Annotated in this window: 15 protein-coding genes and 4 pseudogenes; 13 read left to right on the top strand and 6 right to left on the bottom strand. The window is 40.2% G+C overall.

The window, feature by feature from the left end; all coding sequences use genetic code 11:
* Positions 1-112 precede the first annotated feature (112 nt).
* Positions 113-1,126, bottom strand: a complete 1,014-nt coding sequence (locus tag HT725_RS09935; protein WP_173253539.1) for a lactonase family protein — start codon at positions 1,124-1,126, stop codon at positions 113-115.
* A 196-nt stretch (positions 1,127-1,322) separates the two neighbouring features.
* Between HT725_RS09935 and HT725_RS09930 the strand changes: the two genes are divergently transcribed.
* The 6 genes from HT725_RS09930 to HT725_RS09905 all read left to right on the top strand — a co-directional run bounded on the left by HT725_RS09930 (position 1,323) and on the right by HT725_RS09905 (position 8,183).
* Complete coding sequence (locus HT725_RS09930; RefSeq protein ID WP_173253538.1) at positions 1,323-3,299, top strand: peptide ABC transporter substrate-binding protein; 1,977 nt, start codon at positions 1,323-1,325, stop codon at positions 3,297-3,299.
* Between the two features lie 223 nt (positions 3,300-3,522).
* Positions 3,523-4,689: an AI-2E family transporter gene (locus HT725_RS09925; RefSeq protein WP_173253537.1), complete on the top strand. Its 1,167-nt coding sequence runs from the start codon at positions 3,523-3,525 to the stop codon at positions 4,687-4,689.
* Positions 4,679-5,908 carry a tetratricopeptide repeat protein gene (locus tag HT725_RS09920; protein WP_173253536.1) on the top strand — a complete coding sequence of 410 codons (1,230 nt, stop codon included), beginning with the start codon at positions 4,679-4,681 and terminating at the stop codon, positions 5,906-5,908. Before HT725_RS09925 ends, HT725_RS09920 begins: the two co-directional genes overlap by 11 nt.
* 145 nt (positions 5,909-6,053) lie before the next feature.
* The gene (locus HT725_RS09915; protein ID WP_031222863.1) at positions 6,054-6,695 is read left to right on the top strand and encodes an amino acid ABC transporter permease; all 642 of its coding nucleotides are present in this window, start codon (positions 6,054-6,056) and stop codon (positions 6,693-6,695) included.
* A 9-nt stretch (positions 6,696-6,704) separates the two neighbouring features.
* Positions 6,705-7,334, top strand: a complete 630-nt coding sequence (locus HT725_RS09910) for an amino acid ABC transporter ATP-binding protein (protein WP_173253535.1) — start codon at positions 6,705-6,707, stop codon at positions 7,332-7,334.
* A gap of 12 nt (positions 7,335-7,346) precedes the next feature.
* Positions 7,347-8,183 (top strand): amino acid ABC transporter substrate-binding protein, encoded by an 837-nt coding sequence (locus tag HT725_RS09905; RefSeq protein ID WP_173253534.1) that lies wholly within the window; start codon positions 7,347-7,349, stop codon positions 8,181-8,183.
* 277 nt (positions 8,184-8,460) lie between these two features.
* On the opposite strand, the gene HT725_RS09900 is transcribed toward HT725_RS09905, so the two are convergent.
* The 5 genes from HT725_RS09900 to HT725_RS09880 all read right to left on the bottom strand — a co-directional run bounded on the left by HT725_RS09900 (position 8,461) and on the right by HT725_RS09880 (position 14,197).
* Positions 8,461-8,808, bottom strand: a complete 348-nt coding sequence (locus HT725_RS09900) for a thioredoxin (RefSeq protein ID WP_138702464.1) — start codon at positions 8,806-8,808, stop codon at positions 8,461-8,463.
* Between the two features lie 110 nt (positions 8,809-8,918).
* Positions 8,919-10,637 carry a phospho-sugar mutase gene (locus HT725_RS09895; protein ID WP_173213564.1) on the bottom strand — a complete coding sequence of 573 codons (1,719 nt, stop codon included), beginning with the start codon at positions 10,635-10,637 and terminating at the stop codon, positions 8,919-8,921.
* A 325-nt stretch (positions 10,638-10,962) separates the two neighbouring features.
* A complete protein-coding gene (locus tag HT725_RS09890; protein ID WP_173213566.1) occupies positions 10,963-11,925 on the bottom strand; it encodes an Rpn family recombination-promoting nuclease/putative transposase in 963 nt (320 codons plus the stop codon).
* Between the two features lie 209 nt (positions 11,926-12,134).
* Positions 12,135-13,046: an Rpn family recombination-promoting nuclease/putative transposase gene (locus tag HT725_RS09885; protein WP_173213568.1), complete on the bottom strand. Its 912-nt coding sequence runs from the start codon at positions 13,044-13,046 to the stop codon at positions 12,135-12,137.
* A 200-nt stretch (positions 13,047-13,246) separates the two neighbouring features.
* Positions 13,247-14,197: an Rpn family recombination-promoting nuclease/putative transposase gene (locus HT725_RS09880; protein ID WP_173253533.1), complete on the bottom strand. Its 951-nt coding sequence runs from the start codon at positions 14,195-14,197 to the stop codon at positions 13,247-13,249.
* A 457-nt stretch (positions 14,198-14,654) separates the two neighbouring features.
* Between HT725_RS09880 and HT725_RS10355 the strand changes: the two genes are divergently transcribed.
* From HT725_RS10355 to HT725_RS09865, 7 genes and pseudogenes are all read left to right on the top strand, one after another.
* Positions 14,655-16,049, top strand: a complete 1,395-nt coding sequence (locus HT725_RS10355; RefSeq protein ID WP_240149626.1) for a YSIRK-type signal peptide-containing protein — start codon at positions 14,655-14,657, stop codon at positions 16,047-16,049.
* A gap of 98 nt (positions 16,050-16,147) precedes the next feature.
* Positions 16,148-16,419, top strand: a pseudogene (locus tag HT725_RS10475) (hypothetical protein).
* A 116-nt stretch (positions 16,420-16,535) separates the two neighbouring features.
* Positions 16,536-17,332 (top strand): annotated as a pseudogene (locus HT725_RS10350) (MucBP domain-containing protein); the annotation flags it as partial.
* 15 nt (positions 17,333-17,347) lie between these two features.
* Positions 17,348-17,509: pseudogene (locus HT725_RS10345) on the top strand (hypothetical protein); the annotation flags it as partial.
* 24 nt (positions 17,510-17,533) lie between these two features.
* Positions 17,534-17,965: pseudogene (locus HT725_RS10340) on the top strand (LPXTG cell wall anchor domain-containing protein); the annotation flags it as partial.
* 101 nt (positions 17,966-18,066) lie between these two features.
* Positions 18,067-20,925, top strand: coding sequence for a G5 domain-containing protein (locus HT725_RS09870; RefSeq protein ID WP_173253532.1), 2,859 nt, complete (start codon positions 18,067-18,069; stop codon positions 20,923-20,925).
* 567 nt (positions 20,926-21,492) lie between these two features.
* The coding region (locus HT725_RS09865; RefSeq protein WP_240149625.1) for an Rpn family recombination-promoting nuclease/putative transposase at positions 21,493-22,119 on the top strand (627 nt) is incomplete at its 3' end.

Here is a 22,119-nt window from a genome sequence, read left to right as displayed (position 1 = left end):
ACGAAGTCAGCTCAAAACACAGTTTTGAGGTTGTGGATAGAACTGACGAAGTCAGTAACCATACCTACGGTAAGGCGACGCTGACGTGGTTTGAAGAGATTTTTGAAGAGTATTAAGGAGCAAAACGGATGCAGACTGCTTCGGGAATATGGAAGTCGTTGGAGAGTTCTGCTAGACGACCATTGTCACAATTACGTTTAAAGACAGTTGCATTGTCAGAGTCTTGATGGACAACAATGAGAAATTTTTGGTCGGGTGTCAAATCAAAATCACGTGGAGTCTGACCATGCGTTGGAACGATTTCTAGCAACTCTAAGCTACCGTCCGCAAGGATGGTATATACTGCGATAGAATCATGGCCACGGTTAGAAGCGTAGAGGTATTTACCGTCTTTAGAGAGACGAATAGCAGCGGTTCCATTAAAGCCTTCGTAAGCTTCTGGTAAAGTTGAAATAACCTGCATACGTTCAAATTCGCCAACACCATCGTAGATTAAAACCTCGATAGTACTATTGAGTTCACAAATGAGATAAGCAATTTTATAATGGTTATGGAAAACGATATGACGAGAACCAGCTCCAGGAATACTATTGTAGGTATAGAGTTTAGATAATTTCCCTTCTTGATCAAGGTCATAAGTGATAACTTGGTCAGTACCCAAATCACAGGTCACTAGATAGTGGTCAGGTGTTAAATCTGTATAGTGAACATGGGGGGAAGCTTGATTCTCATGTGGACCTTGGCCACTGTGTTGATCTACATCACTAAGTAAAAGACTCCCATCCTCCTGACGTTTATAAACAAGGACCTGTCCTTTATGGTAGTTGGCTGCATAGACCAAATCACGCTTTTCATCAACGGCAACATAACAGTGGGGGGCTCCCTCCTCAACGACGTGATTTAATAAAGTCCCGTCAGTTTGATAGGCTGCAATGCCCCCCTTGCCATTTTGACTACCAACAGTGTATAGGTGTTGGTGCTGGTCAAAGGCAAGGTAGGTTGGACTTGGCTCAGCTGCAAAAAGTTCTAGGTTTGAAAGCTGACCAGTTTCTGTATCAAAGTCAGCCTTGTAAATCCCTTGGGAAGTACGACGTGTGTAAGTTCCAAAATAAACAGTTTCTTTCATAACTCTACCTCTATATAAAGATAAGACTATTATATCACAAAAACAAGCCAATTAAAGACATCCAATTAGATGTAAGCACTTTAAAAAATAATTGATTGGTTTTTTAAAAAACATAATAATATTGAGATTGTTTTCCTTACTTTTCTTCTTAAAAGTGCTATAATGAACTCATAAAATGTTTAAAGGAGTCCTTACTATGAAAAAACGAGTTTTTCTAGCAGCTGGTGTAGCTATACTCTCGGCAGCTATGCTAGCAGCGTGTTCAACAGGTGGTAAAGATGCTACTAAACCTGTTACCTATACCTATGTCTTCTCTACAGATCCTACGACTCTGGATTATACAGTTTCTGGTAACAAGAGTACAAAACAGGTCACAGGGAACGTTATTGACGGTCTACTTGAAAATGACCAATATGGGAATCTGGTTCCATCAGTTGCAGAAGATTGGACTGTTTCAAAAGATGGTTTGACCTATACCTATAAAATCCGTCAGGGTGTCAAATGGTATACCAATGAAGGCGAAGAGTATGGTGAAGTCAAAGCTCAGGACTTTGTAACTGGTCTGAAGCACGCAGCTGATAAGAAATCACAGGCTCTTTATCTGGTTCAAGACTCGGTTCAAGGTTTGGACGATTATGTCAATGGGAAAACAACAGATTTCTCTACTGTTGGTGTAAAAGCAACAGATGATTATACGGTTGTTTACACTTTGAACCATCCAGAATCTTTCTGGAATTCTAAGACAACAATGGGCGTTCTTGCCCCAATTAGCGAGGACTTTTTGGCTTCTAAAGGAGATGACTTTGGGAAGGCGACTGATGTAACAAGCATTCTTTATAATGGTGCCTACCTCCTCAAGGGATTGACATCTAAATCTTCCATTGAGATGACCAAAAATCAAAACTATTGGGATAAGCAAAATGTCTTTATTGATGATATTAAATTGTCTTTCTTTGATGGTCAGGATGCCGATTCTCTTGGACGTGGCTTTGATGAAGGACATTATCCAGCGGCACCTCTCTTTAAAAATTCTGCCAACTATGAACGTCTAAAAGAAAAGTACAAGGATAATATTGTATATGGTCAACAAAGAGGTGGCGTATTCTATATGTCTACTAATATTGATCGTGTAGCTTATAACCATACTGCTAAAACAAGTGATGTGGAAAAATCATCCACTAAAAAGGCTTTGTTGAATAAAGATTTCCGTCAATCCTTGGCTTTCGCTGCAGATCGTACGGCTGCAGTATCTCAAGTATTTGGGGACGAAGTGGCACCTCGTAAATTACGTACAAGTTTTACCCCTCCAACATTTGTCCAAGTTGGAGAGCAGTCGTTTGGGCAAGTAGCTAAGGAAGAACTGGATAAGTTGGATAGCGCTTGGAAAGACGTGAGTCTTGATGATGCACAAGATTCACTTCATAATGTAGACAAGGCTAAAGCTAAATTTGAAGTTGCTAAGAAAACACTTCAAGCCGATGGAGTACAGTTCCCCGTTCATTTAGACCTTCCAGTTTCCTCTACTCAGACAGATTTTATTCGTCAAGCCCAATCTTATAAACAATCCATTGAGGAAGCCTTAGGCTCTGAAAATATAGTGATTGACATTCAACAAGTTTCTGATGATGAATTGGGAAATATGACAGTATTTGCAACATCAACTGACAATATTGATTGGGATATCAATGTAAATAGTGGTTGGAGTCCTGATTATGCAGATCCATCAACCTATTTAGATGTATTTGATCCAACGTCTGGCCCAACTCTTCTAGGAGCACTTGGTGTAGCACCAGGTACAGATAATCCGGCAATCAAAGCTGTTGGTTTAGATAAGTTTAAAGAGTTAATTACGGATGCTAGTGGTGAGAAAACAGATCTGCAAAAACGTTATTCTAAATATGCTAAAGCTCAAGCTTGGTTAACAGATAGTGCCTTGGTTATTCCTGTATACTCAGATGGTGCCCAAATGCTAATAACGAAGAAAGTTCCAGGTAGCGGTGCAGATGGTTGGGTAGGTGATAAGACAAGTGAACACAGCTACAAGTACCAAAAATTACAAGACAAGATTGTAACGTCTAAAGAAATGGATGAGTTCCGTAAGAAATTTGCTGATGAAAAAGCCAAATCAAATGCTGATTATCAGAAGAACTTAGACCGTCATATTCAAGAATAATTGAATCTCCTCTTTTGAGGAGATTTTTTATGTCGCTGTCTCCATGTAATACTCAATGAAAATCAAAGAGCAAACTAGGAAGCTAGCCGCAGGCTGTACTTGAGTACGGCAAGGCGAAGCTGACGTGGTTTGAATTTGATTTTCGAAGAGTATAAGCACTTAAAAAAAGAGTTATTTTACTTCAAAAATGGTATAATGAGAGAACGATAGAAAGGAAGTATTTATGGAGCAAAAAGAGAAACATTTTAGCCTATCTTGGTTTTTTAAGTGGTTTTTAGATAACAAGGCCATTACGGTATTTTTAGTAACCTTATTATTGGGATTGAATCTTTTTATTTTAAGTAAGATTAGTTTTCTATTTTCACCTGTTTTAGACTTTTTAGCAGTTGTGATGTTGCCAGTCATTCTATCTGGTTTACTATACTATTTACTGAATCCTATTGTTGATTGGATGGAGAAGCGTAAGGTTAATCGCGTCATAGCCATCAGCATTGTCTTTGTCATCATAGCTCTCTTTATCATTTGGGGCTTGGCAGTCGCCATTCCAAATCTGCAACGTCAGGTTTTGACATTCGCAAGAAATGTACCAATCTATCTTGAAGATGCAGATAGGGTTATTGATGATTTGGTAACCAAGCGTTTACCAGATGATTTCAGGCCTCAGTTAGAACAAGTTTTGACAAACTTCTCTAGCCAGGCTACAGTTTGGGCAAGTAAGGTTTCATCTCAGGCAGTCAACTGGGTGAGCGCCTTTATTAGCGGGGCATCTCAAGTGATTGTTGCCTTGATTATCGTTCCTTTCATGCTCTTTTATCTCTTGCGTGATGGGAAAGACTTGCGTAACTATTTGACCCAATTCATGCCAACAAAATTGAAAGAACCTGTAGGACAAGTTTTGTCAGATGTGAATCAACAGTTGTCCAACTATGTTCGAGGGCAAGTGACAGTGGCTATTATTGTTGCAGTAATGTTTATGATCTTCTTCAAGATCATTGGTCTACGCTATGCGGTTACGCTGGGTGTTACTGCCGGTATTCTAAATCTGGTTCCTTATCTTGGTAGCTTCCTAGCCATGCTTCCTGCCTTAGTTCTGGGCTTGATTGCTGGTCCAGTCATGCTTTTGAAAGTAGTGATTGTCTTTATCGTAGAACAAACTATTGAAGGCCGTTTTGTCTCTCCATTGATTTTGGGAAGTCAATTAAACATCCATCCCATTAATGTTCTCTTTGTTTTGTTAACTTCAGGATCTATGTTTGGTATCTGGGGAGTTTTACTTGGTATTCCGGTTTATGCCTCTGCTAAGGTTGTCATTTCAGCCATTTTCGAATGGTATAAGGTAGTCAGTGGTCTATATGAATTAGAGGGCGAGGAAGTCAAGAGTGAACAATAGTCAACAGATGTTACAGGCTTTGGAGGAGCAAGATTTAGCCAAGGCAGAACATTATTTCGTCAAAGCTTTAGAAAATGATCCAAGTGACCTTCTGTATGAGTTGGCAACTTATCTTGAAGGGATTGGTTTTTATCCTCAGGCCAAGGAAATTTACCTGAAAATCGTAGAGGACTTTCCAGAGGTTCATCTTAATCTAGCAGCAATCGCTAGCGAGGATGGTCAAATAGAAGAATCCTTTGCCTATCTAGAGGAAATCCAAGCTGACAGTGACTGGTATATTTCGGCTTTGGCGCTTAAAGCAGACCTTTACCAGCTGGAAGGTTTGACAGATGTGGCGCGTGAGAAATTATTGGAGGCCTTGACTTACTCAGAGGATCCTCTCTTGATATTGGGCTTAGCAGAGTTGGATAGTGAGTTGGAAAATTACCAAGAAGCTATTCAAGGCTATGCCCAGTTAGATAATCGTACTATTTATGAGCAAACAGGCATTTCTACCTATCAACGAATTGGCTTTGCCTATGCCCAGTTAGGGAAATTTGAAACGGCTACTGAGTTTTTAGAAAAAGCTCTGGAGTTAGAATACGATGACCTAACAGCTTTTGAGCTGGCCAGTCTTTACTTTGATCAAGAAGAATATCAAAAAGCCACCCTCTACTTTAAGCAGCTTGATACCATTTCTCCTGATTTTGAAGGATATGAGTATGGGTACAGTCAGGCCTTACATAAGGAACATCAAGTTCAAGAAGCCCTGCGTATCGCTAAGCAAGGCTTAGAGAAAAATCCCTTTGAAACTCGCCTCTTGCTAGCTGCTTCACAATTCTCTTATGAATTGCATGATGCTAGTGGGGCAGAAAATTATCTCCTTACTGCTAAAGAAGATGCTGAGGATACGGAAGAAATCTTACTCCGTCTAGCAACTATTTATCTGGAGCAGGAGCGTTATGAGGATATTATAGACTTGCAGAGCGAAGAGCCAGAAAATCTCTTGACCAAGTGGATGATTGCTCGTTCCTATCAAGAAATGGACGATTTGGATACTGCCTATGAGCTTTACCAAGAGTTGGCAGGAGATTTAAAGGACAATCCAGAGTTTCTGGAACACTATATCTACCTCTTGCGTGAATTGGGCTACTTTGAGGAAGCAAAAGTTAATGCACAAGCTTACTTAAAACTGATTCCAGATGATGTGCAAATGCAAGAACTGTTTGAGAGATTGTAAGAATGTTTAAACATATAGAACTGTAGTTTATCTCTTTTGATAGCTACGGTTTTTATTTGTATATGATAGAATTTTTTTACAAAAATGGTTGGTTATTTTGTTTATTCATGCTATAATAGGAACAATTACTTTTAGGAGGTGCAGTATGTCTTATTTATTTGAGATATTACCGAGTTTACTGAATGGTGCGAGCACGACTGTACAGGTCTTTGCACTGGTCTTGCTATTTTCGATTCCTTTGGGCGTTTTGATTGCCTTTGCCTTGCAAGTCCATTGGAAGCCCCTCCATTATCTGATTAACATTTACATCTGGGTTATGCGTGGCACCCCCTTACTCTTGCAACTGATTTTTATTTATTATGTGCTTCCAAGTATTGGGATTCGTTTAGACCGCCTTCCTGCTGCCATTATTGCCTTTGTTCTCAACTATGCAGCTTACTTTGCAGAAATTTTCCGTGGAGGAATTGACACTATTCCAAGAGGACAGTATGAGGCTGCCAAGGTCTTGAAGTTTAGTCCCTTTGCCACAGTGCGCTATATTATCTTGCCCCAAGTGACCAAGATCGTTCTTCCTAGTGTCTTTAATGAAGTTATGAGTTTGGTCAAGGATACTTCTTTGGTCTATGCTCTTGGAATTTCAGACCTTATCTTGGCTAGTCGAACAGCTGCCAACCGTGACGCCAGTCTGGTTCCCATGTTCTTGGCAGGAGCCATTTACTTGATTTTGATTGGGATTGTGACAATTATTTCTAAAAAAGTTGAGAAGAAGTATAGTTATTATAGATAGGAGGCTGCCATGTTAGAATTACGAAATATCAATAAGGGATTTGGTGAAAAGCAAATTTTATCTAATTTCAGTCTAAGTATTCCTGAAAAGCAAATCCTGGCTATCGTTGGGCCTTCCGGTGGCGGTAAGACAACTCTTTTACGTATGCTTGCGGGTCTTGAAACCATTGATTCAGGGCAAATCTTTTATAATGGACAACCTTTAGAGCTGGATGAATTGCAGAAGCGAAACCTACTGGGATTTGTCTTCCAAGATTTTCAACTGTTCCCTCATTTATCAGTTTTGGACAATTTGACTTTATCGCCTGTGAAGACCATGGGGATGAAGCAGGAAGAAGCTGAGAAGAAGGCGAGTGGACTCTTGGAACAGTTAGGACTGGCAGGGCATGCAGATGCCTATCCATTTTCATTATCTGGTGGGCAAAAGCAGCGGGTGGCTTTGGCGCGTGCTATGATGATTGACCCAGAAATCATTGGCTACGATGAACCAACTTCTGCCCTAGATCCAGAATTGCGCTTGGAAGTGGAAAAACTAATCTTGCAAAATAGGGAACTTGGGATGACCCAGATTGTGGTAACCCACGATTTGCAGTTCGCGGAAAATATCGCAGATGTATTATTGAAAGTAGAACCTAAATAGGAGGAAAAATGGATGAAAAAATGGATGCTTGTATTAGTCAGTCTGATGACTGCTTTGTTCTTAGTAGCTTGTGGGAAAAATACTAGCGAAACTAGTGGAGACAATTGGTCTAAGTACCAGTCTAACAAGTCTATTACTATTGGATTTGATAGCACTTTTGTTCCAATGGGATTTGCTCAGAAAGATGGTTCTTATGCAGGATTTGATATTGATTTAGCTACAGCTGTTTTTGAAAAATACGGAATTACAGTAAATTGGCAACCGATTGATTGGGATTTGAAAGAAGCTGAATTGACAAAAGGAACGATTGATCTGATTTGGAATGGCTATTCCGCTACAGACGAACGCCGTGAAAAGGTAGCTTTCAGTAACTCATATATGAAGAATGAGCAGGTATTGGTTACGAAGAAATCATCTGGTATCACGACTGCAAAGGATATGGCTGGAAAGACATTAGGAGCTCAAGCCGGTTCATCTGGTTATGCGGACTTTGAAGCAAACCCAGCGATTTTAAAGGATATTGTCGCTAATAAGGAAGCGAATCAATACCAAACCTTTAATGAAGCCTTGATTGATTTGAAAAACGATCGAATTGACGGTCTATTGATTGACCGTGTCTATGCAAACTATTATTTAGAAGCAGAAGGTGTTTTAAACGATTATAATGTCTTTACAGTTGGACTAGAAACAGAAGCTTTTGCGGTTGGAGCCCGTAAGGAAGATACAACTCTGGTTAAGAAGATAAATGAAGCTTTTTCTAGTCTTTACAAGGACGGCAAGTTCCAAGAAATCAGCCAAAAATGGTTTGGAGAAGATGTAGCAACCAAAGAAGTAAAAGAAGGACAGTAAGATAAAATAGTGGCTGAGACTGCGTTTTGATTAGCAAAACGTAGTTTTTTTGTAATCTAGGAAAACGATAATAGCGATTGAATCTGGATAATTGAATATGGAATAGCCCACTGTGATTTCTAAACCATTGTTAAAAATTGATTTGACTTCCAAAATTAAAATGTGCTGTAACGAAACGCTGATGTAACTGTTTTAGGAACAATAAAACGCATAATATCAAGGTTTTTGCACCTTACATTATGCGTTTTTGTGATTTTAAGACTTGTTAGCTGATTTTTTACAATCCTGCGAAATCTTTGATTTCTTGTGCTGACATTGAAGAGTCGCAACGGACATTGATTTGTCCATCTGCAACGTGAACAAATCCTGGTACAGTTGGGATTCCGTAGCGTGAGCGGAATGCTTGCAATTCATTGAGTTGGCTTGGTTCTTCACTATTGATGAAGTAAATGTGAGCTTTGGTTTCAGCTACGACACCAGCCAATGTACCTGCAAATTTACGGCAGTAAGGGCAAGTTTTGCGACCGATAAAGAAAGTTGCAGTTTCTTTTTTATCAAGAGCTTCTTGCGCACGCGCAACTGTAGTGACTTCAAGGTCTTTGATGTTATCTAAAAATTGTTCCATGAGATTACCTCGCTTTCATTTATAAGTCTAGTATGCCATAAAGTTTCTAAAATTGCTTAGATTTGATACGAAAAAAAGATGAGATTGGTTGGTCTCATCTTTTTAGGTCTTTATTTTACAAAAGCATTGATTTCTGCTTCGATATTAGCAATCTTAGCTTGTGATTCTTCGTTGGTTTCCCCTACAACTGCAATGTAGAACTTGATTTTTGGTTCTGTCCCTGAAGGGCGAACGGCAATCCATGAACCGTCAGCAAGTGTGTATTTCAACACATCACTTGGAGGAGTTGTCAAGTTTGTAACAGTTCCGTCAGCAGCAGTAGCAGTTTGTGCCTTGAAGTCTTCTACGACAGTGATAGCTGTTGCGTTCCATTCTTTTGGAGCATTATTACGGAATTTAGCCATAATCGCTTTGATTTGTTCAGCACCATCGACACCCGAAAGGGTAACAGAGATTGTTTTTTCTGCGTAGTAGCCGTATTCTTTGTAGATTTCTTCGATACCGTCAGCAAGGGTCAAACCACGTGAACGGTAGTAGGCAGCAAGTTCAGCAACGACAAGAACAGCTTGGATAGCATCTTTATCACGTACGAATGGTTTAATCAAGTAACCGAAGCTTTCTTCAAATCCCATCATGTAAGTGTGATTGTGTTTTTCTTCGAATTCTTGAATTTTTTCAGCGATAAATTTGAAACCTGTCAAAACGTTGAACATGCTTGCGCCGTAGCTTTCAGCAATCTTCGTTACCAAGTCAGTTGATACGATAGATTTGCAGAGCGCTGCATTTTCAGGAAGAGTTCCAGCGTTTTTGTGGGCTTCCAAGATGTATTTAGCCATGATAGCGCCGATTTGGTTACCTGATAGGTTAAGGTAGCTACCATCTTTTTGAAGAACTTCAACACCAACACGGTCAGCGTCTGGGTCAGTTGCCACAAGAACATCTGCACCAACTTGACGACCAAGTTCTTCAGCAAGGGCAAAGGCTGCTTGGCTTTCTGGGTTTGGAGATTTTACAGTTGAGAAGTCAGGATCAGCAGTTGCTTGCGCTTCAACGACTTGAACTGAGTCAAATCCTGCTTGGGCAAGAGCACGACGAGCCAACATCTCACCAGTACCATGAAGTGGTGTGTAGACAATCTTCATGTCTTTACCAAATTCTTCAATCAAGGCTGGGTTGATGTTAACGTCCTTAACTTCTTTGAGGTATTCAACATCAACAGCCTCGCCGATAACTTCAATCAAGCCAGAGGCTTTTTCAGCTTCCACATCAGCAACTTCTACCGCAAATGGGTTTTCGATTGCGCGGATATAAGTAGTCAAAGCGTCTGCGTCGTGTGGAGGCATTTGTCCACCATCTTCACCGTAAACCTTGTAACCGTTAAATGGAGCAGGGTTATGGCTGGCTGTGACCATGATACCTGCGAAACAGTTGAGGTGACGAACCGCAAATGATAGTTCTGGAGTTGGACGAAGGCTTTCAAATACGTAAGATTTGATGCCGTGTTTAGCAAGAACTGCCGCAGATTCAAAGGCAAACTCAGGTGAGAAGTGACGGCTATCGTAGGCGATTGCTACACCGCGTTCTTTCTCGTTTCCGCCTTTTGACTCAATCAAACGAGCCAATCCCTCAGTAGCTTGACGAACAACATAGATGTTGATGCGGTTTGTACCAGCGCCAATCAAGCCACGCATCCCTGCAGTACCAAATTCAAGATTTGTATAGAAGGCATCTTCCTTTGTTTTTTCATCCATATTTTCCAAATCTTGACGAAGGTAGTCAGGAAGCTCTGCAAAATCAACCCATTTCTGGTAATTTTCTTGGTAAGACATTCAAATTCTCCTTTATTTTTAAAACATTTAATCAGTTTGATTATATCATTTTTTTTAGTTTTAGTAAAACCTTATCTGCTTCGAAAATCTCTTCAAACCAGGTCAGATTGAATTTGGGGTTTATACGATGTTGAGGCTAGAAAAAATTGAATTTCAGTAAAAAAAGTAAGTCTTCTCATAATAAAACATTGATACCAAACGTTTTATTATGAGAAGACTGTTACCCAGCCTCTTTATACACAACCTCAAAACAGTGTTTTGAGTAATCTGTGACTAGACGTTTAGTTCTAAGAATGCCATCTTGAACAGATGGTTTTCTTGACCGTTATTGGTGATAATCTTTCAGCAAGGCTTCAAACTCAGACACGGTCATACCCAGCTGTTGGCTGGCAATCTCAGAAGTCAGTAGACCTTGGCGGACTAAATTTAGTAGCATGGACAAACTTCCTTCAACTTTCCCTCGCTCCAGTCCCTGTTCAAGACCTTCTTCTCGCCCTTTTTCAATCCCCTCTGCACGACCACGTTCTAATCCTTTTTCCTCAGCTTGTTCCAAGGCATAGTCCTGTGCTAACAAGGCTTGTTCTTCACGCCTGCGTTGTTCACTAAACATTTTCCTGTCCTCCTCGGACCAGCTCTTGTAGTCTAGCAGTTGGTCTGCTTGGCTGATGGCTCGCTCAGGTTGCTGGGTAAAGGGTTTGTTCCCGAAAAACTCTAACCATGGTTTGCGAATACTATCTTTGCTGGTTTCCCTATATTTTTTTAATTCCAAGAATGCCATCTTGACCAGATGATTTTCCTGACCATTGTTGATAATGGTTAAAACCTCACCTGTCGTGTCCTCGCGCATGCTAAAACTGTGGAAAGCCAAGTCATCTTGGAAATAATTACTATCCACAATAGCGATTGCGTAAACAGGTGCGATGTGTTTATAACTCTGGTGAGTATCTCCTTCACGTTGCCGGATTTTTTCAAGATTTTGATTGACCTGACTACATAGATAAGCCCACAGGCGATTGATGAAAAAATTCTGATGATGAACCTGAATCTCAATGATTACTTGAGTGCCATTATCTAGTTCAGCTAAAACGTCTATACTGGTATAGAAATCTTGCGCCGAATAAGGTAGGGAAGGCAAGACGTGAATATTGCTCCCCTCCAAAATAGTTACATTTTTGGCTGGCAAGTCCAGCATATCGCGAATAAATTGACAAGTGATTTCTGGATTGCTAAAGATTTTTTTAGCAACCAAATCATTGGTTGGGCTGATGCCCGGATGACGTACAGTCATGTTTGCTCTCCTTTCATTATAGCACATTTTTTAATCTAATTTGCTAGATTCTATGCTTCTATCTATTTATTCGGAAAAGAAAGGGAAAAGTTCAAACTTTCCTGAAAATAGCAATACATTAAGTAAAAAAAGATAGCCAAACTCTTTACATCAAGAAATTTAGCTATCCTTTTTAGTTGTTTTTGTATCGTGTAATATTTACAGATTTCTCACTTATGTTCTTTCAACAGTGCCTCAAACTCAGACACGGTCATGCCCAGCTGTTGGCTGGCAAATTCAGTGCTTAATACATGTTGGCGAACTAGATTTGCTAACATTGCGAAACCGCCTTCAGCTCGCCCACGCTCTAGTCCCCGCTCCAAGCCCTTTTCCTCAGCTTGTTCCAAGGCATAGTCCTGTGCTAACAAGGCTTGTTCTTCGCGCATACGTAGTTGACTAAACATTTTCCTGTCCTCCTCGGACCAGCTCTTGTAGTCCAGCAGTTGGTCTGCTTGGCTGATGGCTCGCTCGGGGTGCTGGGTAAAGGGTTTATTCCCGAAAAACTCCAACCATGGCTTACGAACCTCGTCTTTGCTGGTTTCTCTGTATTTTCTTAATTCCAAGAACGCCATCTTGACTAGATGATGTTCCTGTCCATTATTGGTGATGGTTAAAACCTCACCTGTCGTATCCTCTCGCATGCTAAAGCTATGAAAAGCTAAGTCATCTTGAAAATAATTACTGTCCACGATAGCGATAGCATAAACTGGGGCGATGTGTTTGTAACTCTGGTGGGTATCACCTTCACGTTGACGAATTTTTTCTAGATTTTGATTGACCTGACTACACAGATACGCCCACAGGCGATTGATGAAAAAATTCTGATGATGTACTTGAATCTCAATGATAACTTGAGTGCCATTGTCTAGTTCAGCTAAAACGTCTATACTGGTATAGAAATCTTGTGCTGAATAGGGCAAAGAAGGCAAGACATGAATATTGCTTCCCTCCAAAATGGTCACACTTTTGGCTGGTAAATCCAGCATATCGCGAATAAATTGACAAGTGATTTCTGGATTACTAAAGATTTTCTTAGCAACCAAGTCATTGGTTGGGCTGATGCCCGGATGACGTACAGTCATATTTCTTCTCCTTTCATTATAGCACATTTTTTAATCTAATTTACTAGATTCGATGCTTCTATCTATTTATTCGGAAAAGAAAGTGAAAAGTTCAAACTTTCCTAACAAAAAAGATAGCCAAACTCTTTACATCAAGAAATTTAGCTATCTTTTTTAGGTTGTTTTAAGATTGCATAACGCTTACAGATTTCTCACTTATGTTATTTCAACAGCACTTCAAACTCAGCCACAGTCATTCCCAATTGCTGGCTGGCAACCTCGGAAGTCAGAATACCTTGACGTACTAGATTTACTAAACCTACTTTTAATCCCTCTTCAATGCCTTCTGCTCGCCCACGCTCTAAACCTTGTTCAATACCCTCTGCACGACCGCGTTCAAGTCCTTGTTCAACCCCCTCAGCCCTAGCTGTTTCCAAGGCATAGTCCTGTGCTAACAAGGCTTGTTCTTCGCGCATACGTAGTTGACTAAACATCTTCCTGTCCTCCTCGGACCAGCTCTTGTAGTCCAGCAGTTGGTCTGCTTGGCTGATGGCTCGCTCGGGTTGTTGGGTAAAGGGTTTATTCCCAAAAAACTCCAACCACGGTTTGCGAACCTCGTCTTTGCTGGTTTCTCTGTATTTTTTTAATTCCAAGAACGCCATCTTGACCAGATGGTTTTCTTGTCCGTTATTGGTGATAGTTAAAACCTCACCTGTCGTATCTTCTCGCATACTAAAGCTGTGAAAAGCTAAATCGTCCGAGAAGTAGTTGCTATCTACAATTGCGATTGCGTAAACAGGTGCGATGTGTTTATAGCTCTGGTGTGTATCACCTTCACGTTGACGAATTTTTTCTAGGTTTTGATTGACCTGACTGCAAAGGTAAGCCCACAGGCGATTGATGAAAAAATTCTGATGATGTACCTGAATTTCAATGATTACTTGGGTTCCATTATCCAACTCCGCCAAGACGTCTATACTGGTATAAAAATCCTGCGCTGAGTAGGGTAAAGAAGGCAAGACATGAATATTGCTTCCCTCCAAAATCGTCACATTTTTTGCTGGTAAATCCAGCATATCGCGAATAAATTGACAAGTGATTTCTGGATTGCTAAAAATTTTCTTAGCAACCAAATCGTTGGTCGGGCTAATGCCCGGATGTCTGAGAATCATATTTCCTCTCCTTTCATTATAGCACATTTTTTAATCTAATTTACTAGATTCGATGCTTCTATCTATTTATTCGGGAAAAAGTAGAAAAAGAGTAGAAAAAATGTCAAATTGTCTCATTTTTTAAAGAAAGAAATAAGTGTAAAAGTTAATGGAAATCCAAAAGCAAGCTGGAAAGGTCTCAAAGCGCAGCGCTGAGCTTGCTGATAGGAGGAAGTAAGTCCATAATATGCACACGACAAGGCAAGGATGATGAGGCTTCATCTTTGGTGTCGACTTACTGATGATGGACTCCTAACCTAGCTTTGCTCTCAGTAAAAAGAGTCGTCTATCTCCTAGTCTTCCATTCAAAAAATTTGAAGTTTCAAGCCGACTGGTGTATAATATATTCATGAATTGTATTCTATTATATAGGAAGTAATAGGGCACAATATATATATATATATATAGGAGTGTAAGAATGAATCATCCAGAAAAACAATTAAAATACAGTATTCGGAAAGTGAGTGTCGGTGCAGCTAGTGTTGTCATTGGGGCGCTCTATCTTTTGATGGGAGCTGGGATTGCTCATGCTGAGGGCGTGGAGTCAGCGAGGGAAGCTGAGAGGACAGCAAACCCGACAGATCCAAAACAGTCTGGAAATGGAGAGACAGGAAACAAGTCTGACCTCAGCAATACTGATGCAGCAGCAAACACCTATAATGCTCCCGTAGCTGAAAATCCGCTAGTAGCTCCAGAAAGTACGAAACCTCGTACTCGTAGTAAAAGAGAATTACCTGATGGGGATACAGGAGAGACACCAGCTGGCGCTACAGGGACTGAATCAGAGCCGACTTCTGGAAATGAGGGAGGTTCAGACCCAGCAGATACTGATTCAGCTTTACTGGATGCCAATCGTAAGGGTGACACAGTAAAAGACAATCAGCCTGGGGTACGTGTACCTAAAGATGAAGAAAATGGTGGGGATGATAAGAATGCTAACTTAACATTTGATGCTCCTAAGGAAAATCTGACTCTCGAACAATTATGGGATATTGTAAAAAATATGCCAGACGACTTCCAAAATAATGAACGTTCATACTTGAGAAATATGAACACCCTTGGTGATGCTCTGAACTTAGAACCAGGTGAAATCCGAGAACTCCATGATTTTGGTGGTTGGAGTGCCATTGATAAAGAAGGAGCCAAAGGTAAATTCGTTATCGGTAGAAAGAACGAACAAGGTTACTTCACAGGTTGGTATAGGAAAGAAGATGGTAAGATTGAACAAGGCGGTATGCTTGGCGGAGATGCTTTAGACAACATCTATGTACACGAGCAAGCCTTAGACCGTCGTTTCAGGTATATGCTCATGCTTGTTAAAGGACGTACACGTGCCAATCGTGACGAGAAGGTTTCGGATAATACAGATTATGATCCTAAATCTCAAAACGAACGTGCGGGTTTGAATTCTACTGATTATAATAAACTTCCATTTTTGAAGAAGGATGAATATAATAAATATTCTCCAGGTGTTGTTGGATATAATGGGATAGAAAAGCAGTTTACTGCCTTTTCTCCTGCCTTCGGAAGCCGTGTTCGTGTGGAATTTGTAACAGGATATATCTCAGATATTAACGGTTCTAAAGGAACCTATCGAGTAGTCATTAAAACTAAGAATACTGCTGGTCAAGAGAATACGGTATACGATCAAACCATTCACCGTATAGCCGAAATCGTTCAAAACGAAGAGTTGTATAAGAAAGGTTTAAATGTAGAACAGGCGAATTTCCAAATTTCCAAATTTTTTAAAGATGAGTTTAAATATCGTGTTAATAAAATTACTCAAGAGAAAAAAATGCGAATCCTTTATTAAAAGGAAAACCATCTAGTAAATATACGCAAGAAGATAAAGATCTTATTGCTCAATATGAAGCAGAAGCTATGGAAGAAGCTAAAAAACAAGGCGATATTGTGCTGAATGTTGACCAGGATACCATGCACATAAAAAATTCAGGAAAAAGAGATTCAGAATGGAAGAAAACTTTTACAAACACATCGCAGTCAACTACAAAGCTAGCAAATGAGTTGAATACTTTATTGAAAGAGGCTGATAAAGATACTCCTAATACCCCAACTTGGCTAAACGCGAGTAAGGAGGCAGATAAAGCTAAAGCTGATGACAGAGCATATAGATTACTTACTACTCTTATACCAGGTGCTAAGAAAATTATCTATCATGTTAACGATGATCAGCTGGAAGTTGAAACAAAAAACTACACCTATACTGCCGCTAGAAATGGTAGTAAGGAAGCGGGTATCCAAGGGTCAGATATAGAAGCAACTGCAAGTGCAGCGACATATGATGTTGATCCCAGAACCTTTGAGAGAGAGAATACAAATACAAAAGCAAATGTCCTTAATAATGGTTGGGCTAGATCTGGTTCTGAAGAGTTCAAACACTTCTCACATTTTGTAGGGGTAGACAAAGGGATTGAGCGAACGAAGGTACTGACTGATAAAGAACTATCTGCTAAGATTAGGGACGCAGTGGGTCCTGGAGATAGCAATCTAGGAAAAGGTGGCTACTTCTCTACTGGGGATGTTCTATTAGGAAAAGATGTTGTTTCTTATACCGTACAAGTATTTTCAGAGAATAATGATAGAGTAGGGGTAAACCCTCAAAGTCACCGTGTTCAGTATAATCTCCCAATTCTAGCTGACTTTTCAGTCATCCAAGATACTGTGGAACCATCACGAAACGTTGTTGAAAAAATCATTCCAAAACTAAATATTCCCGAAGAAGAGAAAAAGAAAATAACCGAAAAAATCAAGGAAAAGAAGAAAACCTCAGAATTGGCAGACCTAATCTCAGGAAATGTGAAAGTTCGCTATGTTGATGAACAAGGGCGTTTGCTATCATTGAAAAATGATACTGGAATTGGAGAAAAAGAAAGTGACGGAACCTACATTACCAATAAAAAACAACTGATTGGTACGAGTTATGATGTCACAGATAAAAAACTCAGTAGCCTGACTACCACTGATGGGACATATTATACTTTTAAAGAATCCGATACAAATTTTGCAGGTTTAACTGGGAATATTGTAAGCGAAGGTAGAACAGTAACTTTAGTTTATAAAGAAAGCGAAGCACCGGCAGCAACAGGAAACGTGACCGTAAAATACGAAAACGAAGCCGGAGAAACAATCGCAGAAGCAAACGAACTGAAAAAAGATGTGGAAACAGGAACGGACTATAATGCCGCAGACGCTAAGAAAGACCGCATCGAAAAAGATGGAAAAGTCTATAAATACAAAGCAGTCAAAGCAGGCTCCGCAGCTGAAACAGGAAAAGTAAGTGATACAGAAGCAGTCATCACCTACGTGTATGAGTTAGTGAAAACTCCGGACAATTCAACACCAGATAAACCAATTCCAGAAAAACCGGAAATTCCAAGTCCTCAGGAACCAGGTACTCCAGGTGAACCGACTCCAGACAAACCAAACCCACAACCAAATCCAGAGCATCCAAGTGTTCCGACATCAAGCCCAGAACTACCAAATCAAGAGACTCCAATACCAGAGCCAACTCCAGAACCAGATACTCCAAAACCTGAAACTCCAGTGAGTCCAGATCCAGAAGTTCCGACTTATGAGACAGGTAAGAGAGAGGAGTTGCCAAACACAGGTACAGAGGCTAATGCTGGCTTAGCTGGGGCAGGATTGTTGACCTTGTTAGCAGGTTTGGGACTAGGATTCTTCAAGAAAAAAGAAGATGAATCCGAATAATATCAAAACGTTGCTTCCTGCCAAAAGTTGGATGAGTTATCTGGCTTTTGGCTCGGAGTCAACAACCTAGAAACTAAAATAAAAGTAAAATTGAGGAAAATATGTCAAGACAATCAACTAAGAATAAAAAGTATGCTTTACGTAAAATCGGAAAAGTTTTCGGTTCCTGTGTAGTGGCTACTGTCATTACCCTAGGTGGTGTTGCAATAATGGCACCTAATGTAGTCTACGCTTCAAATAATGAATCGGGGGAGGAGGTAGAGAAAATTACAGATTTATCTGCTTCAGATCAAGGGTATGAAGTTCGAGTGCCTAAAGGTAAAAAATATGTAAGAAATGATAAGGTTGAAGATCATACGCCAAGACTGATACATGAAGGTAAGAATGGTAGAAGCTTTATTAAAGAGACAGAGGCTGAAGAGAGTGAAGAAATGAAATCATTATTTGAAAAATTATATGATGAAGATAATGATGGAGTGATTGACGCCAAATATAAAAGGGCTGATGCTGATACTATAAATGAGCATGCAGGTAATCCAATTGCTGGTACACAATTTGTTGAACCCAAAGTGAGTGAGGTTAACCCTAAATATCCTCATCGTGTTGATGCAGGGGTAACGAATATTAACGATATATATGACAGTAATAACGATGGGAAACCCGATAATGCTGATGGTGAGATTGATGAGAATGATACTATTGTAGAGGCTAATAAACCAATAACAGTAGATCCAAATGCAGAAAAAAATGTTGTGAAAGATGATGGGACAGTTGTCTTATCTAAGTATTATCGTATCCATGTTAACGAAGGAGATACAGCCGACAAAGACGATGACATCTACGAAGTTGGTACAAAACCAAAAGTTGTAGAAACACCGATTGATTACCCAACACGTTATGAACGTGATGACAATATCCCAGAAGGTGAAGAACATGTTGAAGTAGCTGGTAAAGCTGGTAAAACAGTTACGACAACAACGTATAAGCTAAACGAAACTACAGGCGAAGTAACACCAAATGAACCAGAAACAGTAACAACAGATCCAGTAACGAAAGTTGTTAAACGTGGAACTCAACCAAAAGTTGTAGAAACACCAATTGATTACCCAACACGTTATGAACGCGATGACAATATCCCAGAAGGTGAAGAACATGTTGAAGTAGCTGGTAAAGCTGGTAAAACAGTTACGACAACAACCTATGAAGTGGATCCTAACATTGGTAAAGTGACTGAAAATCCATCAACGTCAGAAACAACACCCCCTGTTACAAGAGTTGTGAAAATCGGTGCCCAACCTAAGGTTGAAGAAACACCAATTCCGTTCACAACACGTTATGAAAAAGATGATGAATCACCTAAAGGTAAAGAAACAGAAGTAACGCCAGGTGTAGACGGTAAAACAGTTACGACAACAACCTATGAAGTGGATCCTAACACTGGTAAAGTCTCAGAAAATCCATCAACGTCAGAAACAACACCCCCTGTTACAAGAGTTGTTAAACGTGGTACACAACCAAAAGTAGAGAAAACACCAATTCCATTCCCAACTCGTTATGAGGATGACAACTCAATTCCAGAAGGGGAAGAGAGAGAAGTTACAGCTGGTGTCAATGGTGAAACAGTTAAGACTACAACCTACGCAATCAACCCTGATACAGGTGAAGTGACTGCAAATGAACCAACAAGTGAAACTACAAACCCAGTTACACGTGTTGTAAAACGTGGTACACAACCAAAGCCAGGGGAAACACCAGAGACTCCACAACCAAAACCAGGGGAAACACCGGAGACTCCACAACCGAAACCAGGAGAAACACCGGAGACTCCGCAACCGAAACCAGGAGAAACACCGGAGACTCCACAACCTGAACAACCAACAAATCCTGCGGAAACACCAGCTCAACCAGTCCAACCGTCTGAAGGTGAAGACCAACCAGATCTTAAGGTAGCTCCGCCGACTATCGCTATTGTGGAAGAACCAAATAAAGCAAGTTTCGAAGTAAAAGCTCCTAAAAAAGATGCAGATACAGTCAAAATTATCTATCCTAAGAGTGATGGCTCTGGTAATGAAGTTCTAACTCTTACCAAGCAACCTTCTGGCGAATGGACTTTAGACAAACAACCTGAAAATGTTACATTAGACAAGAAAACAGGTACTGTAACCATTCCACGAGAATCAGTTGTCAATAAACAAAAAGTCCAAGCTCAAGCCAAGCATAAAACGAGTGGTTATACGCCGTTTGTATACGCTGCTTTATCAATCGAAGAAGCAAACCCAGAGCATCCAGTAACGCTATGGGTAGATACAGCAGGAACTGAGCTTAAGAAACCAGTGGTTGGCAAAAAAGAACCTGCTGGCGAAATTGCAGGCTACAAGTGGTTATCTAGTCGCTTAGAAGAAGGTATTTTGACGCATACATTTGAGAAAGTAGCGAATGGAACTCCAAGTTCACCAGAAAGCTCAACTAGTCATCCAATGACTCCATCAAGTTCGCCATCAACTTCAACGCCAGAAAAACCAAACAAAGCTGAAACTCCAGCGGTTCGTACAGTATGGCGCGATGAAAACGGAAAAGACTTGAAAGTGCCATCAGTTGATAAGCAAGAAGCAGGTGAGGTTCCAGGCTATGAATTTGTTGAGAGTCACCGTGAGGGAGATAACTTGACAGTTCATGTGTTTAGAACCAAGCAAGCTCAAACTCCTGCTCCAAAAGACCAAACTCCAAATCCAGAACAGGCTGCAAGCCCAGTACCATCTAAAGTTTCAGAACAAAAAGGTGAAGCAGTGGCTACAGCTACATCAGAAAAGACAGTAGATAGTGCAACATCTACAAAAACATCTGATAAAGCAGAGTTGCCAAACACAGGTACAGAAGCGAATGCTAGCTTGGCTAGCGCTGGTATCATGACCTTGTTAGCAGGTCTAGGATTAGGATTCTTCAAGAAAAAAGAAGACTAAAAACTCATAGTTTTTAAGAAGATGATTCGTCATCTTCTTTTTTTGGGCTCTTTGTCAACTGTAGTGGGGTGGAGAAAAGCTAATACTCTTCGAAAATCTCTTCAAACCGCGTCAACGTCGCCTTGCCNNATCTACAACCTCAAAGCAGTACTTTGAGCAACCTGCGGCTAGTTTCCTCTTTGATTTTCATTGAGTATAAGATTAAGAAGAGGCTGAGAAAAAGCCTCTCAAATCAGAAAAACGCATAGTATCAGGTGTTCAAAACTTGAGACTATGCGTTTTCGTTTTATTGTGGGAAGATTTACTTTATTTTCTCCGGAAGTTGAGTTTTGGTCCAGTCTCTTTAAATTATATGTTATCTTAAATTCAGAACAGAACATTATAACTTATAAAACATTGCTAGAAATTGATTCGACTTTACTATCCTATTTGTTCAGAGTTTATTTCCTTTTGCTATAAAGTTTGAATTTCTTTTGTTTTTTCTACTCTTTTTCCGAATAAATAGATAGAAGCATCAAATCTAGTAAATTAGATTAAAAAATGTGCTATAATGAAAGGAGAGCAAACATGACTGTACGTCATCCGGGCATTAGCCCAACCAATGACTTGGTTGCTAAGAAAATCTTTAGCAATCCAGAAATCACTTGTCAATTTATTCGCGATATGTTGGACTTGCCAGCAAAAAATGTGACCATTTTGGAGGGAAGCAATATTCACGTCTTGCCTTCCTTACCGTACTCGGCACAGGATTTCTATACAAGTATAGATGTTTTGGCGGAGTTGGATAATGGTACGCAAGTTATCATCGAAATTCAGGTTCATCATCAGAATTTTTTCATCAATCGCCTGTGGGCTTATCTGTGCAGTCAGGTCAATCAAAACCTAGAAAAAATTCGCCAGCAAGAGGGCAATACTCACCAGAGTTACAAGCATATCGCACCTGTTTACGCAATAGCTATTGTGGATAGTAATTATTTCCAAGATGATTTAGCTTTCCACAGTTTCAGTATGCGCGAAGACACGACAGGTGAAGTCTTAACCATCACAAACAATGGACAAGAAAACCATCTAGTCAAGATGGCATTCTTGGAATTAAAGAAATACAGAGAAACCAGCAAAGACGAGGTTCGCAAGCCGTGGTTGGAGTTTTTTGGGAACAAGCCCTTTACTCAAGAACCCGAGCGAGCCATCAGC

It is taken from the genome of Streptococcus sp. 2579 (assembly GCF_013277195.1).
In the GTDB taxonomy this organism is placed as follows: domain Bacteria; phylum Bacillota; class Bacilli; order Lactobacillales; family Streptococcaceae; genus Streptococcus.
Note: the sequence above shows the minus strand (reverse complement) of the source record. Positions and strands in the feature narration are given on the sequence as shown.

Bases quoted from the DNA above. Each gene is read 5' to 3' on its own strand.
- HT725_RS09935 (WP_173253539.1), bottom strand. From the start codon at position 1,126: ATGAAAGAAACTGTTTATTTTGGAACTTACACACGTCGTACTTCCCAA.
- HT725_RS09930 (WP_173253538.1), top strand. From the start codon at position 1,323: ATGAAAAAACGAGTTTTTCTAGCAGCTGGTGTAGCTATACTCTCGGCA.
- HT725_RS09925 (WP_173253537.1), top strand. From the start codon at position 3,523: ATGGAGCAAAAAGAGAAACATTTTAGCCTATCTTGGTTTTTTAAGTGG.
- HT725_RS09915 (WP_031222863.1), top strand. From the start codon at position 6,054: ATGTCTTATTTATTTGAGATATTACCGAGTTTACTGAATGGTGCGAGC.
- HT725_RS09910 (WP_173253535.1), top strand. From the start codon at position 6,705: ATGTTAGAATTACGAAATATCAATAAGGGATTTGGTGAAAAGCAAATT.
- HT725_RS09905 (WP_173253534.1), top strand. From the start codon at position 7,347: ATGAAAAAATGGATGCTTGTATTAGTCAGTCTGATGACTGCTTTGTTC.
- HT725_RS09900 (WP_138702464.1), bottom strand. From the start codon at position 8,808: ATGGAACAATTTTTAGATAACATCAAAGACCTTGAAGTCACTACAGTT.
- HT725_RS09895 (WP_173213564.1), bottom strand. From the start codon at position 10,637: ATGTCTTACCAAGAAAATTACCAGAAATGGGTTGATTTTGCAGAGCTT.
- HT725_RS09890 (WP_173213566.1), bottom strand. From the start codon at position 11,925: ATGACTGTACGTCATCCGGGCATCAGCCCAACCAATGATTTGGTTGCT.
- HT725_RS09885 (WP_173213568.1), bottom strand. From the start codon at position 13,046: ATGACTGTACGTCATCCGGGCATCAGCCCAACCAATGACTTGGTTGCT.
- HT725_RS09880 (WP_173253533.1), bottom strand. From the start codon at position 14,197: ATGATTCTCAGACATCCGGGCATTAGCCCGACCAACGATTTGGTTGCT.
- HT725_RS10355 (WP_240149626.1), top strand. From the start codon at position 14,655: ATGAATCATCCAGAAAAACAATTAAAATACAGTATTCGGAAAGTGAGT.
- HT725_RS09870 (WP_173253532.1), top strand. From the start codon at position 18,067: ATGTCAAGACAATCAACTAAGAATAAAAAGTATGCTTTACGTAAAATC.